Source organism: Mesorhizobium sp. WSM4847, from assembly GCF_055811335.1.
Map to the genome: position 1 here is coordinate 212,844 of NZ_JBVVPY010000001.1, position 13,931 is coordinate 226,774.

The following is a 13,931-nucleotide window of genomic DNA, read 5'->3' on the forward strand; positions in this document are numbered from 1 at the left end:
AGAAGTAATCGCCAACAAGGAATATACCACCTTGGCCGCGATCGAGCGCATGAGAGAGCTATGCCGCGTCCAAGCAAAGGTGCCCACCTTGTCTGGCACAATGAGGCCCGCAAGGGAGACGGTTCGATCAGGGAACGGGCCGGATGGTTCATTCACGACGGAAGAATTCGACGTAGCACTGGCTGCGCTCGACCTGACTTTGTCGAAGCTGAAAAAAAGCTCACGGCCTACCTCGCGGAAAAGCACCAACCGGCCCGACAGCGGAACCGTGACCCCGATCAGGTAAAAATTATCGATGTTCTTGGCGTGTATGCGGCCGAGATCGCGCCTAATCATGCCGCGCCGAGCGAGACGGCCGCACGCCTGAAGGCTATCGCTAAGTTCTTCGGCCGCCTGATGGTGGCCGACATCAATGGTCAACTCTGCCGCGATTACGTCAAGCAATCGCCTACCGTTCCGGCGGCGCGTCGACAGCTAGAAGACCTCCGCGCCGCCCTGAAGCACTATTATGCCGAAGGCTATGTGACTTCCATCCCGGCAATCGTCATGCCGGAGAAGTCCGTGGGGCGCCAGCGCTGGCTCACGCGGAGCGAAGCCGCGCGATTGATCCTCGCGGCATGGCGAATGCGGCAGACATGGAAAGGCAACGCCAGCGACCGCCGGACAGGCCAACACGTCGCCCGGTTCATTCTTGTGGCGCTCTACACCGGAACGCGCTCCGGCGCGGTCTGTGGCGCCGCTATCCGGCCGACGGAAGGTCAAGGCTACATCGACCTCAATCGGGGCGTGTTCTATCGCCGCGCCGACGGCCAGCGTGAGACCAAGAAGCGACAGCCGCCCGTCCGGCTCCCCGATCGCCTGCTATCGCATATCCGCCGATGGGCGACGACGCCTGTCAACATCAAGACGAAAAAGCGAGGCAAGAGCCTTACGATCGGCCGGATGATCGCGCACGACTTCGTCGTCGAGTGGCAGGGCCGACCCGTCGGCTCCATCAAGAAATCATTCAATAGCGCGTGCGAGGCGGCCGGGCTTGGCTGGTATGACAAAGACGGCAAGTTCGAAACCGACGTGACGCCCCACGTTCTTCGCCACACCGCCGCGACGTGGTTGATGCAGAACGGGACGGAGCTATCTCTGGCCGCCGACTTTCTTGGCATGACGGAGGCGGTTCTCCGCTCGACCTATTATCATCATCACCCCGACTTCCAAGCCGAGGCGGCCGAGCGGATCACGGCGAAGGCTCCGGCCCTGAAGGTGAAAAGACCCTGCGTGGGTTGCCGAGGACGTTGGACGCTCAACGGTATTGGCACATCTATGCACGAGATGAAGACCGACTAGATTTGCACTTCCCCGATCTTCGCCACACAGCGGCGACGAAGTTCCACCTTGGCGGCAGCCAAAAACCGCGGGAAAAGGATTTGAAGTGCACACCAGAGCAAATGTTTTGGCATGCTCAGGATAGGACGGCGGTGACGAGATTTCTTAACGACGAATTGTAGGAATGGAGCGGCGGTCGCTAGCCGGCGATTTTCTCAAGTGCCGCGCCCCTTGGCGACCGTTGGCCCGCTTGTTTAACGAGGTTGCCAACTTGCATCAAAGGATTCAGAGACGTCATGGACGCCGCTCTGGCGTGCGAGAGCGGAATTTATGGCTTTGTCTTTTCTTGGAGCATCGTGCGGGCTCGCCACACAGGATCGGGCGGCGACGAAATTGTCCTGTCCTTGATGGACTCTGTGACGAACTGTGGAAGCCTCTGCAGGCCCTGGATCCACTTGTAGCCCACGATTTGGCATCTCGGCTCGAATCACTTTGACGGCTGTCAAGCGAAATCAGCCTGATCCCCTTCATCCCCACTATCCACCACCTGCCCAAGTCGGTGGACAGAAATTCGACGACGCGGGTGAACGAATCACCACATTTTAGGTCAGTTGCCCCGCGTTCGGCGCTGTCCGCGCTTCGCGTATGTTGTGGTCTACAGCGATGTGCCGGCGCTCAGTTCCAGCTGAGGGCTTGCCGCAGATACGAACAAAAGGATTACACATGACGAACAAAAATAGAATATCTAAATCGGCCCAGGATGGTGGTGAGGGAAAGTCGCCCCATAGCGGCCGAGGCCACGGCGAGGATCTGCAGATCGAGTATCGCCAGGTCGCCACTCTGAAGCCTTATGCACGCAACGCCCGAACCCACTCGCGCAAGCAGGTCAAGCAGATTGCCGAAAGCATCAAGACATTCGGTTTCGCCAATCCGGTCCTGCTCGATCAGGAAGGCACCATTCTGGCCGGCCATGGCCGGGTCGAGGCGGCCAAGCTGCTCGGCATGGACCGGGTTCCTTGCGTCCGGTTAGATACGATGACCCCGCAACAGAAGCGGGCCTTCGTGCTGGCGGACAACAAGCTGGCACTCAATGCGGGCTGGGACCAAGACCTGCTTGCTGAAGAACTGCAGGCATTGCTCGACGTTGATGTCGACCTCGGCTTCAGCGCCGAGATCACTGGTTTCTCCGTCGCCGAGATCCACCATCTCGTCGAAGGGCTGGTTCCCGAGGAGGAAGGCAACCCAAAAGACGATGCCTTGCCGCCGCTCGAAGAAGGCACACCGCGATGCAATCCCGGCGATGTCTGGCAACTTGGTCGGCACCGGCTGATCTGCGGCAACGCACTCGACACCGAGGTTGTCGCCACGGTGATGGATGGCGAAATCGCAATGATGGTATTTTCCAATCCGCCCTACAAAGTGGCGATCCAGGGGCTCTTCGGCGGCTCAATGACCAGGCAACGCGAGTTCGCCATGGCCTCGGGCGAGATGACCTCTTCCGAGTACACCGATTTCCTGGCCGCATCGTTTCGCAATCTCGTGCGTCACTCGTGTGACGGCTCCATACATTTCATCTGCATGGACTCGCGCCATATGGGCGAAATGCTCAAGGCCGGTGAAGGTGTCTATTCCGACCTGAAGGATCTGATCGTCTGGGCAAAGGACAATGTTGGGACGGGCACATTCTACCGCTCCCGCCACGAACTGATCTTCGCCTTCAAGAATGGTGAGGCGCCACATATCAACACCTTCGAAGTTGGCCAGCATGGGCGCCACCGCACCAACGTTTGGCAGTACAAGAGCGTCAACACCTCGAAGGCCGGCCGAATGGACGAGCTTTCTCTCCATCCGAGCGTCAAACCGGTTCAGATGATCGCCGACGCCATCAAGGATTGCTCTGCCCGCGGCGACATCATCCTCGATATCTTCGGTGGCTCAGGCTCAACCCTCATCGCTGCGGAAAAAACAGGGCGACGCGGCTTCCTGTGTGAACTCGACCCGATCTATTGCGATCGCATCATCCGACGCTGGGAGACGTACGCCAGGGACGAAGCGAACCGCATCGCTGAAGGCATCACTTCGAAATTCCAGGAGGCAGCACAATGAGTAAATCACGCAGTGGAGGTAGTGAACCGCCTTCGGACAAGCCGGAGCGGAATTATGAGGTCGGCTATGGAAAGCCGCCTGCCGAGAGAAAGTTCAGGCCCGGCCGTTCCGGCAATCCTGCCGGTCGCCCGCGTGGCTCCAAAAACAAGATCAAGGACAGCGATATCATTTCGCTCGTCTTGAGCGAGGCTCAACGCGTCATCAAGATCAAGGACGGCGAACGCTCTATCAAGACACCAGTCGCCCAGGCCGTGGTGCGCTCCATCGGCATCAATGCGATGAAGGGCGATCCGCGCTCTCAGCGCCAGTTCACGGAGATTCTATTCACCGCTGAAAGGGAACGGGCGCGCATCGAACGGGAAAACATTTCAGCACTGATGGACTACAAGATTCGCGCGGAGAAAGAGCTCGAGCGGCGCGCTCGGCTGCGCATAACTGGGCTGCCTGAAATCATTCCGCATCCGGATCAAATTATCCTCGACCTGCGAAATGAGCGGAATGGGGAGGTCTTGATTGTGGGTCCGTTGACTAAGGAAGAGAAGGACAGTTCGATAGCCTTTTATGAGGAATTCCGAGAGGATTGTCGCCAAATGGTCCAAGTCTTCAAAAACAGACTTGCCGTATCGGAGCAAGCGCTTGGGGAGGAAACCAGGCCTGCGGTGGTGAGACGCCTCAAGAAGGCTATCGAAAGGGACAGAGATGTAATCAAAACGCACAAGAGCAAGTCCGAAGAAATGTGTGGGAAATTTCGGCCGTGGGGTTTCATAGAAACGCGCGATCTTTGGGAGGAGCCGATAGAGCTCAAGTTTCCGTGGGCGCCGTAACTCCTGCTTTCGAGCTGGGCGTCCGCGACGCGCCAAAGCGGTGCGGCTGGAGGCAAATGATCCTCCAGTGCCTACGCCGTCGGATTCGCCTGGCAAGCTGTCGAAGGCATTGGCTCGTATTGCCGCTCCGGCACGATTGGTCGACAGCAGACCGTAGATTTTCCGCAAGCCTTGCAGCACGTCGGAGGAGAACGCCAGCAGAGACGCGGGTCTGAGGGAATGGCGTCAGCGCAGTGGGATGGCGGTCTGGGAAAGCCAGCCGTTGGTAGCATAGAAGCACCGGGCATCTCTGCCAAGGCGGTCAATAAAGGAAGGGCAACTATGAGGCGGACGTGGCGGTATTTCCTGCTCGATCTTGACAATGTCGATATCTACACACTTAGCCAGAAGATCGCCGACAGGTTTGTCCGTTTCTCCGATCTAACGTTTCCGACCTTTGGCGGCCGCCGGATCGGTCTTGGTGTCGCATGCCTTTCAACTGATGAAAGAGGGTTGCCTACCGCCGTCGAGCACATATCTGGAAACAAGGTGGCGCTTACACAGTCGGGTGCGAGGGACGAAGAACAGTGGTGGGCACATTGCGCCGCTGCCATGAACTCGGCCTTTATGTCTGATAAAAGCAAGTCGATCAGCACTCGCTACAAATTCGACAAGCGGCGCGTGGAGGCCGGACGATTTGGTGGTAAATGGCATCAGGACCCAGAACTTTTCGAAGTGATCAAGACCATCTACGTTGACCGTAAGAAGCATCCCCGGCTGCGTGGAAAAGCGCCGACACAGTTCGGTTGACGATTATTGATAATTAGTGTCTCACCAAAGGGGTGCGGTCACTATGTCTCCGGGTTGGACACAGAAAAGATTGGCTGGCGCGCCAGGATTCGAACATGGGACTGTCGGTACCAAAAACCGACGCCTTACCACTTGGCTACGCCCCAACAGCCGGAACATGCCCGCTGCGAGGACGAGCCGACGGAAAGCTCAATGCTGAGAATGGCAAGTGCGCGGAACTGATCCACCGGTCCCGCAGATTGGCGTTCGCATATCATCGTCTGCTGGATCAGGAAGTCGCCGGCCAGGTCGGCACGGCCCCGGTCGAGTGATGTCCAGAGCATTTGCAGCCAAGCGGTTATCGCTCGGCCCCACAGAAATGCGGCTAATACAATCAGGGGTTGCTTGAGTCTATTCGACTTGTCTCGCCAGTCGCCTTGCATCCATAAGCGGCCTTTCCCTTCGGTCGAAATGCACGTGCTTCGCTCGACGGGGCAGTCGCGGGATTGCTGCGATCGGTTGCGCCGCGAAGCAGCCGCGTGAGTGGGTCGCCGTCCCCTGGTCGACCGTCGACAGCCCTTATCCATGAGCCGTCGGGTTGCCTCGTAGGCAATCTGTTCATTGTCGACATCGACATAAGGATACGCGGTGTCCAGGTCGGTTCTCCCAAACGCGACGAATGGCATGCGTTGATCCAGCAGCAGCTTGACGCGCGGATCACCCGAGACCAAGCGCGTGATGATCAGTCCGTCCGTGCTGCGCGCCTGAAGCTGCCGCTGCACACTCTCGACGGGATCGTCGTCGGGCGTGGTGGAAAGTGCACGACCATGATGATTTGGTAGATAGCCGACCCGCTTAGCCGCCTCCTTGACGAGGGCTATGGTCGAGGGCTGCACTTCCGCACTTTTGGGCGACATGCATTAGCCAGGCAGGCTGAATATGCCGTCGATCGCCGGGTCGCCGTCGGTGGTGATAAGGCCGCGGGCCACCAGGTCCTCGAGATGGGCAAGCACCGACAGACCGGCCGCGCCGTGCAGGCGCGGATCGGTATCGTGATAGATCGCCGCGACCATCTTCCTGATCGTCCGGTCGCCGCTTCTGATCCGCTCCAGGATCGCTTGCTCGCGCATCCTACGATGCGACTTCAACTCGCGCATGAAGCTGCGCGGCGCTGTCACCGGCCCGCCATGGCCGGGCAGCAGCAGGCGGTCGTCGCGCTCGATCAGCCGATCCAGCGAGGCCATATAGTCGGCCATGGCGCCGTCCGGCGGCGCGACGATGGAGGTCGCCCAGGCCATGACATGATCGGCCGAGAATAGGATACCGGTTCCTTCCAGCGCAAAGGCGGCATGATTGGCGGTATGGCCCGGCGTCAGCACCGTTCTGATCGCCCAGCCGTCGCCGTCGACCACCATATCGTCGGGAAGCGCGATATCCGGCCTGATGGCGGTGTCGGCGCTGGCGTCGAGCGGATTGATTTCGCCTGTGCGCAGCCGCCTGGCTGGCCGATGCGGACCCTCGGCCAGTATAATTGCACCGGTGTGCTGCTTCAGCCGCGCTGCCAGCGGAGAATGGTCGCGATGCGTGTGGCTGACGAAAATGTGGCTGACCGGCCTGTCTGCGATCACCTCGAGCAGTGTCTTGAGATGCGCATCGTCATCCGGCCCCGGATCGATCACCGCCAGCGTCTCGTGCCCGACGATGTAGCTGTTGGTGCCGTAGAATGTGAACGGGCTGGGATTTTTCGCGGTGACCCGGAGCACGTCGGGCGCAACGGTCACGCCTTGGCCGTAGGCCGGATCGAAGTCTGTGTCGAATTTCAGCGCCATGGCCAATGTCGTTCAGCCCTGTTCCAATGCGTGTCGTGCAAAAAGCATGCCCTCGGGCTTGAACCGAGGGTGTGCAGCGGTTTTGCGATAACGACATACATAAGACAACAGCCTGAAGCGCGTCGCATGAGCCGGTCGAACGCGACGCGCTCTAGAGGCGGCAAAACTGATTGCCGCATAGCACGGAAGCCAATATAGGAAAACGCAAGGCCGCGATCTGCGGCAGTCCGCAATGAGGAAGACCATGGCAATTGCAACGACGCCGCTTGTTTCTCTCGCTCTGCCTGAAAAGGGCGCGACCCGCCTGGCGACGCAGCTTCTGCTCGCGATCGTTGGTACGCTGGTACTGACCTTGTCGGCCAAGACGAGAGTTTTGCTCGGACCGGTCGACATCTCGATGCAGACCTTGGCCGTGTTTCTGATCGCCGCAGCATTCGGCATGCGCCTCGGCGTCGCCACGCTGCTTCTCTACATGGCGGAGGGCGCCATCGGCTTGCCGGTCTTCCAGGGCACGCCGGAAAAGGGCATCGGCATCGCTTACATGCTCGGCTCGACCGGCGGTTATCTTGCCGGCTTCGTCGTCATGGCGGCGATCGTCGGCTGGGCCGCCGATCGCGGCTGGGATCGCCATCCGATCAAGCTCTTCAATGCGATTCTGGTTGCCGAAATCGTCACGATGGCGATGGGCTTTGCCTGGCTGGCACTGCTCATCGGCCCGGAAAAGTCATGGCAGTTCGGCGTCCTGCCCTTCATCGTCGGTGACCTGATCAAGGCCGGCCTGGCGGCGAGCCTTGTGCCAGCCGTCTGGTCGCTGCTCAAACGTCCCTGAACTCTGGTCGATAGATCGGGCGCGGGCACTGATCGAGTGCACGCAACCACAGGATGTGATCGTGGAATGGTCCCGTTTCAGCGACGGCCTGCCACGAGTTCTCGTCAAAGCAGGCCGCCGCCAAGCGGTCGGTAACGCTTTGCTAACGATAACCGTCACACAATGTTCAAATCGACCGATTAAGGACCAGAAGAGCCAGCGGTTCGTCGCGAGTCAGCGTAACCAAGCAGCTACATATCGACGCAATTGCTCGATACCGCTGCTGGATAGCTAAACAAGAAATCGGCGCGATGACTATTAGGTGCAGCTAAAGTAGTGGACAATTAGCAGGATTCGACCAACCCCATGGATTCTCGCGACATGGTTGCTTGCTGATGCCTTTGCGCTGTCGTAACGCTTGCCCCGACCGTGCCAAAGATCGCCGAGAAGGATACTTGTGACCACCCCGGAAAAAGCAACTGTTAAGAGGACTGTGTCGTCGCAACGGCCCGCAACCGGCACCGCAGCACGCTGGTATGCCGCCAGCGTATTTCCGGGAAAAGAAGACGTCGCCGAACGGCATCTCCGGATGCAGGGGTTTCACCCGTTCACGCCTCGCTGCGAGAAGACCACACGTCATGCCCGGCGCATCGAGACGCGACCGGCGGCCTATTTTCCAGGTTACATGTTCATCGCCCTCGATGTCGCGCTGCAGCGGTGGCGCTCGGTCAACGGAACGTTCGGTGTGCGCTCACTCATCATGCAGGGCGAACGGCCATTGCCGGTCCCGTCGGGGTTGGTGGAGCGGTTCATAGCCCTGACTGGCAGGGATGGCCTGCTTGATTTCAGCGGAGGCCTCGCTGCGGGCGCATCGGTTCGGATTCTTTCAGGTCCTTTCGCGGAGATGATCGGTCGCCTTGACCGGCTCGATCCAGCCGGAAGGGCCCGAGTCCTGGTTGCCATCATGAATGGCGAGATCCCTGTTGACATGGATTCAAGGGAACTCGTCGCGATCGCATAACCGCAACTGACGCTCGGTTATGCGATGCAAGCTGCTGCAATGTCGGCTCTCGGGTTCACCCGGGAGTGCGGTAGCCATTGACCGTTTTTCGGTGACCTCACTAGAGAGCGCTCTGAATTGAATATGTCCATCATAAAGCCGAAAAATCAGCGGCACCTGCTGCACCGGATTAGGTTTCAGCTTCTCGGTGGATTGGCTTTTGCAATTCTAACTCCCGCGCTGGTTAGGATGCTAATCGGTCAAAATGTATTGTATTACTCAAACGTTCAGATTACGATTTTCGCAGGTATCGTCGCCCATACTGCAGGCTTTTTTTTCTTTCGCCGAATAATCAATCTGCCTGGCGTTGCGGCTGCTGGTTATATTATGCCAACATTTGCGCTTTCCTACGGACTTGTATATCTAACAATTTTCCTGTTCCGAATTGACTACAGCGCTTTCCAGGCAGCCGGCAGTTTGACACTGTCAATCTTCTGGTATTTCGGTCTGAGCATCCTGAGCCGGCGCCTGGATCCGTATAGTCTCGCCGTGGTTCCAGGCGGGGCTGTCAGTCGTCTTGAAGAGATTGGTGGTGTGAATTGGCATTGGCTCCGCTCCCCCGAAACGGTCATTGACCGCGTGAGCGGCGTTGTTGCCGACCTTCGTGCCGAGCTATCCGATGATTGGGAGCGCTACATAGCCGACCAGGCCCTCGCAGGCGTTCCTGTCTATCACGTCAAGCAGATCAGTGAATCGCTGACGGGTCGCGTCGAAATCGAGCATCTGTCCGAAAATACGTTGGGTTCGCTTAATCCCAACCAGGCCTATCTCAAGATCAAGCAAGCGATCGACTGGATCAGCGCATTTCTTGCGTTCATTTTCCTATTGCCGCTTTTTGCGCTGATCGCCTTGACCGTTCGCCTCGAGTCGAATGGGCCGGTGCTGTTCCGACAGGAGCGCATGGGTTATCGCGGCCAGGTGTTTACCGTCTACAAGTTCCGCTCGATGAAAGCTGACAACGGGCCGGGCGACGAAAAGGACAACGCGATGACGAAGAGCGGCGACGACCGCATCACTCGGTTCGGGCGCTTCATGAGAATAACGAGGATCGACGAGCTGCCGCAGTTGATCAACATCATTCGCGGCGAGATGAGCTGGATCGGGCCGCGCCCTGAGGCGGTGGTGCTGTCGCGCTGGTACGAGGCGGAGTTGCCGTTTTATCGCTACAGACACATAGTGCGGCCGGGAATCAGTGGTTGGGCACAGGTGAACCAGGGCCATGTCGCGGCGGTCGATGAAGTGCTTCAGAAGCTGCACTATGATTTCTATTATATAAAAAACTTCTCGCCATGGCTGGACGTCGTCATTGTTCTGAGGACGATCAAAACTATGCTGACAGGCTTCGGTGCGCGATGAGTCTGGCGCCTATGGGCTGTCCGGCGGCGCAGAGGGCGTCCCTGCTTCGCCGGAGGCGAGGTGCTTAAGCAACGCAGCTTCAAAGCGGTTATTTGGAGCGCTTCCGACGCATTTCTGAGGACAGGCCTTCAGTTCGTCGTTTCAATTGCATTGGCGAGACTCCTAACGCCAGAGGATTTCGGAACCGTCGCGCTACTCTATCTGTTTGTCGGCGTAGCACATGTATTTGTGGACGGTGGCTTCACTTCGGCGCTAATCCAAAAGCAGCATAGCACCCATGCCGACGAGTCGACCGTGTTCTGGTTCAACCTGCTGATGGGCGCAATCACCGCGTCTTTGCTTGCTGCGTTTGCTCCCTTAATCGCCGACTTCTACGACGCTCCGATCCTCGTTCCCCTTGCGAGAATCGTGGCTCTAAGCATTTTCCTAAATGGCCTCTCAGCCTTGCAGATAACGTTGCTTAAGAAGGGTTTACGGTTCAAACTGCTCCTAGCTGTGGGTGGCGTGTCGACCTTTTTTTCAGGTACCGTGGCGATCGTTCTAGCCGTAAAGGGGTATGGTGTTTGGGCGCTTGCTGCCCAGACGGTAACTGCGTCGGCAGTGCTGCTGTTGCTCGTATGGATCCTTCAGGGATGGCGTCCAACGATGAAAATCAGCATTAGTTCAGCACGCAATCTTTTTGGCTTCAGTAGCTATATGCTGGCATCACGCTTGCTCGACGTGACCTACAATCGGCTCTATACGTTGACCATCGGTCGCCTGTACGGAGTGGAAGAGATAGGATATTACATCCGAGCTGATAATACAAAGCAGTTGCCGACTAGTCTACTATCCGGGGTTCTGTCCAGCGTTGCGTATCCGACGTTTGCGACGATTGGCAGCGACAAAGCGCGGCTTCTTCGCGGAGTGCGGCTAGCCGCACGCATAGTTATGGCCATTAATCTGCCCCTGATGTTTGGGCTCATAATTGTCTCGAAGCCAGTTGTTGTTGTGTTGTTCGGTACACAATGGCTGCCTTGCGTGCCAATTTTGCAAATCCTGTGCATGGCTGCGGTGCTAATGCCGCTACAGGTAATTTACGGAAACGCCCTTCTCGCACAAGGACACGCGAATGTATATTTCAGAATAGAGCTCACGAAGAAGCTGTTTGCCATTCTTGCAATCGCAGTATCGTCGCTATACGGGGTAATTTGGGTTGCGTGGGCGCAGGTTGCCATATCAATGATTTCTTTCACAATAAGTGCATTGTATATCAAAAGATATCTGCAATATAGTTTAAGGGATCAATTCTTAGATTGTTTTCCGCCCTTTGGTGTCGCCGTCGCCATGGCCAGTTTAGTATGGTTGATCTCTGACAAATTGGCTGGAGCCCCTATCACATCACTTATACTGACGACGATCCTCGGGGCTTGCCTTTATGCCGGTGTGGGGTGGCTTTTTGGATTAAGGTCATTCAATGAAGTGCGCGGGCTGTTAGCGGAACGCATCGGGCATAGATCGTCATCTTGAGTCAGAAATGAGATACTTTGAATTCCTGAACTGGCTTTCCGTCGGGCTCATGCTCTTCGGAATTTTCCGATCGTATCGAGGGGTGAGGACGCCGTACTCTTGGTTCTGGGCACTATTCGCATTCGGAATAAGTTCGAGTGTTGTACTGACCTCCCTTGACAGTCTCGGGTTAAGGCCGACCGAGCCCAGGGCATCCGATGCCGAATATGAACTTATGTATACCCTTCAGTTAGTCGAAAGCGTTTCTATACTGGTAGGGCATTGGTTTTTCTCTAATTTTTTTGGAGGCAAGATAAAGAAGGTAAAACTTCCTGAATTATCTTTGAGTAGCAACAAATTATATTACATAATATATTGCATTTCAGCTTCGGCTGTATTAATACAGATATACTTGCAATTAAACAGATACTCTGGATACTTTAAGGTTCCTGATTATTTAACAAATCCTCCGAATTGGCTCGACTTTGTTGAGAAGTATATAAGCCTGGGGAACGCTCTTTTCCTAATTGTGGCGGTAGTTGGGCAGATAACTGGCCGGCCTCGTCCCGCATTCCTGCTCGCAATACTGTGGGTTGGGAGTGGGTTTCTCTCAGGTTTCAAGTCCTCGGTTTTCTTGCCGGTCGCCATGATTGTTGTTGCAAGCTGGCTCGCCGGCAACTTGAGGTGGCGTTATATGGCATATGTTATGTTGGCGATGATTGCAGCCTATACCGTGATTGAACCGCTGCGTAAATATCGCGAGCTTACCGGGGAAGTTGATGTTGTCCAGGCGTACAATGAGTTGGGGTCACGTGCTGACATCGAGATTTATACCACAGACGCACTTATTGAACGGGTGGTGAAGAGGTTTGACTACACAGAAATATCGGTGCGAACACTACAGCACTATGAACTCGGACGGCTTGGCGCGTATAAGGACGGGATAGAGGAAATGTATCGCGGCTGGTTTGCCATGGCCGTTGTCCCTCGCTTCATCTGGCCTAGCAAGCCGCTGGCAAATTTGGGAGCAGTCCTTTCCACTGAACTGTCAGGGAATCCGTACAGTTCGATTTCTCCGAGTAGGCCAGTTGGTTCATACATCTGGGCAGGGGTAGTTGGCGTGGCGGTGGTCGGCTTTCTAACTGGAGTGTTTCTGACGATTGCCAGCATCCTTATGTCAATCTGGGTCGTTAATCCGGTCAAGCTATTCCCAGTATTCGTTGCGGCGTTATCCCTTTCGCAGTTCGATGAAGTTGCCATTTATCAATTTATTACGATTACACGCACAGTAATCGTACTTGTCGTCTTTGTATGGGTGGGAAGAATGTTTGGGATTTTAAGATATCATCGGGGAGTCGGCAATCGCGGAGGATATGCGGCTCCTCCTCATATGAGAGCTTAAAGTAAAAATTCTCATTGATCGTTGTAACTGTGCAATCTCATAGCAAGAAATGGTAAGAGTAATGGCGTCTTGGTTCAAACCGAAGCTCGTAGATATTTCTAGAAAAGCGGTTGTCAGTTCGTCCCCGGTTCGTCGCTTCCTCTGGCGCGCTAGCAGATGGCTCTATTGCATGGCGCGAGGTGAGCAGGCAAACAACGACATGCGGTTCAATGGTGAATATTATCTTCAGGCGAGGGTGGTTGACGCTACGCGGTCGGACCAAGAACTTACCATTTTTGACGTTGGTGCTAATCAAGGCGAGTGGACGGTCGCACTCCTTAAGGATGTGAAGAAGCGTCGCCGTGACATTCGCAGTTTGAAGGTCCATGCGTTCGAGCCGACAACGACGACACGTGTTTGTCTTACAGACAGGTTGGCCGCCGAAGGCTTTTCGGGTCAAGTCGAAGTCGCTGAGGCGGCCGCTTCGGATCGCTCTGGCAATCTCAGAATGGCCGTCATGAGTCCCACCGGCGGGACCAATTCCGTCGTTTTCGACAAAACAATGGAAACAGCTGCCGTCGGCTTTATTCAAGTTCCGCTAGTCACGTTGGACCAGTATTGTTTGGACCGAGGCATTCGACATATCCATATGGTGAAGTGTGATACTGAAGGAAATGATCTAAACGTCATGCGGGGCGCCTCGCGACTCCTTTCCGCCGGTGCGATCGATGTCTTCCAGTTCGAATATAACCACTGTTGGGTGCGTGCGCGGGCGTTCTTGAAAGACGTTTTTGAACTCTCGGATGGTTTGCCATACCGGGTAGGCAGGATCATGCCGGACCACGTCGAGTTGTTCGATAGCTGGCATCCAGAACTCGAGCGCTTCTATCAGTCCAATTACGTGCTTGTTAAGGTGACCGCCCTTTCCTGGTTCGAAGCCCGTCCCGGCACTTTTGATCAGTCGAACACCTACGCCTAGCCAGGCCACATG

12 protein-coding genes and 1 tRNA gene are annotated in these 13,931 nt (G+C 56.3%); 10 read left to right on the plus strand and 3 right to left on the minus strand.

All coding sequences use genetic code 11. From position 1 onward, the window contains the following. Nucleotides 1–60: 60 nt before the first annotated feature. From AC0L28_RS01075 to AC0L28_RS01090, 4 genes are all read left to right on the plus strand, one after another. Nucleotides 61–1,341 carry a site-specific integrase gene (locus AC0L28_RS01075; protein ID WP_473475045.1) on the plus strand — a complete coding sequence of 427 codons (1,281 nt, stop codon included), beginning with the start codon at nt 61–63 and terminating at the stop codon, nt 1,339–1,341. Between the two features lie 702 nt (nt 1,342–2,043). After that, on the plus strand, nt 2,044–3,426 hold the full coding sequence (locus AC0L28_RS01080) for a site-specific DNA-methyltransferase (RefSeq protein WP_473475046.1): 1,383 nt from the start codon (nt 2,044–2,046) through the stop codon (nt 3,424–3,426). Next, nucleotides 3,423–4,250, plus strand: coding sequence for a DUF5681 domain-containing protein (locus AC0L28_RS01085; protein ID WP_473475048.1), 828 nt, complete (start codon nt 3,423–3,425; stop codon nt 4,248–4,250). Before AC0L28_RS01080 ends, AC0L28_RS01085 begins: the two co-directional genes overlap by 4 nt. A 219-nt stretch (nt 4,251–4,469) precedes the next feature. Next, complete coding sequence (locus tag AC0L28_RS01090; RefSeq protein WP_473475050.1) at nt 4,470–5,039, plus strand: hypothetical protein; 570 nt, start codon at nt 4,470–4,472, stop codon at nt 5,037–5,039. Nucleotides 5,040–5,110: 71 nt separating this feature from the next. Here the strand turns inward: AC0L28_RS01090 and AC0L28_RS01095 are convergent. The 3 genes from AC0L28_RS01095 to AC0L28_RS01105 form a co-directional block, all read right to left on the minus strand. Continuing rightward, nucleotides 5,111–5,185, minus strand: a tRNA-Gln gene (locus tag AC0L28_RS01095). Further along, complete coding sequence (locus AC0L28_RS01100) at nt 5,165–5,935, minus strand: hypothetical protein (protein WP_473475051.1); 771 nt, start codon at nt 5,933–5,935, stop codon at nt 5,165–5,167. The genes AC0L28_RS01095 and AC0L28_RS01100 overlap by 21 nt, the downstream gene beginning before the upstream one ends. A 3-nt stretch (nt 5,936–5,938) precedes the next feature. Then, complete coding sequence (locus AC0L28_RS01105) at nt 5,939–6,847, minus strand: MBL fold metallo-hydrolase (protein WP_473475053.1); 909 nt, start codon at nt 6,845–6,847, stop codon at nt 5,939–5,941. A gap of 244 nt (nt 6,848–7,091) precedes the next feature. Between AC0L28_RS01105 and AC0L28_RS01110 the strand changes: the two genes are divergently transcribed. From AC0L28_RS01110 to AC0L28_RS01135, 6 genes are all read left to right on the plus strand, one after another. Further along, nucleotides 7,092–7,676 (plus strand): biotin transporter BioY, encoded by a 585-nt coding sequence (locus AC0L28_RS01110; protein WP_473475055.1) that lies wholly within the window; start codon nt 7,092–7,094, stop codon nt 7,674–7,676. 436 nt (nt 7,677–8,112) lie between these two features. Continuing rightward, nucleotides 8,113–8,676, plus strand: a complete 564-nt coding sequence (nusG, locus tag AC0L28_RS01115) for a transcription termination/antitermination protein NusG (protein ID WP_473475057.1) — start codon at nt 8,113–8,115, stop codon at nt 8,674–8,676. 123 nt (nt 8,677–8,799) lie between these two features. Beyond that, on the plus strand, nt 8,800–10,071 hold the full coding sequence (locus AC0L28_RS01120) for a sugar transferase (RefSeq protein ID WP_473475058.1): 1,272 nt from the start codon (nt 8,800–8,802) through the stop codon (nt 10,069–10,071). A 60-nt stretch (nt 10,072–10,131) separates the two neighbouring features. Next, entirely contained in the window at nt 10,132–11,580 is a 1,449-nt protein-coding gene (locus AC0L28_RS01125; protein ID WP_473475060.1) for a lipopolysaccharide biosynthesis protein, read from the plus strand. A 7-nt stretch (nt 11,581–11,587) separates the two neighbouring features. Next, the gene (locus tag AC0L28_RS01130) at nt 11,588–12,961 is read left to right on the plus strand and encodes a hypothetical protein (protein ID WP_473475062.1); all 1,374 of its coding nucleotides are present in this window, start codon (nt 11,588–11,590) and stop codon (nt 12,959–12,961) included. Nucleotides 12,962–13,130: 169 nt separating this feature from the next. Further along, a complete protein-coding gene (locus tag AC0L28_RS01135; protein ID WP_473475064.1) occupies nt 13,131–13,919 on the plus strand; it encodes an FkbM family methyltransferase in 789 nt (262 codons plus the stop codon). Nucleotides 13,920–13,931 lie beyond the last annotated feature (12 nt).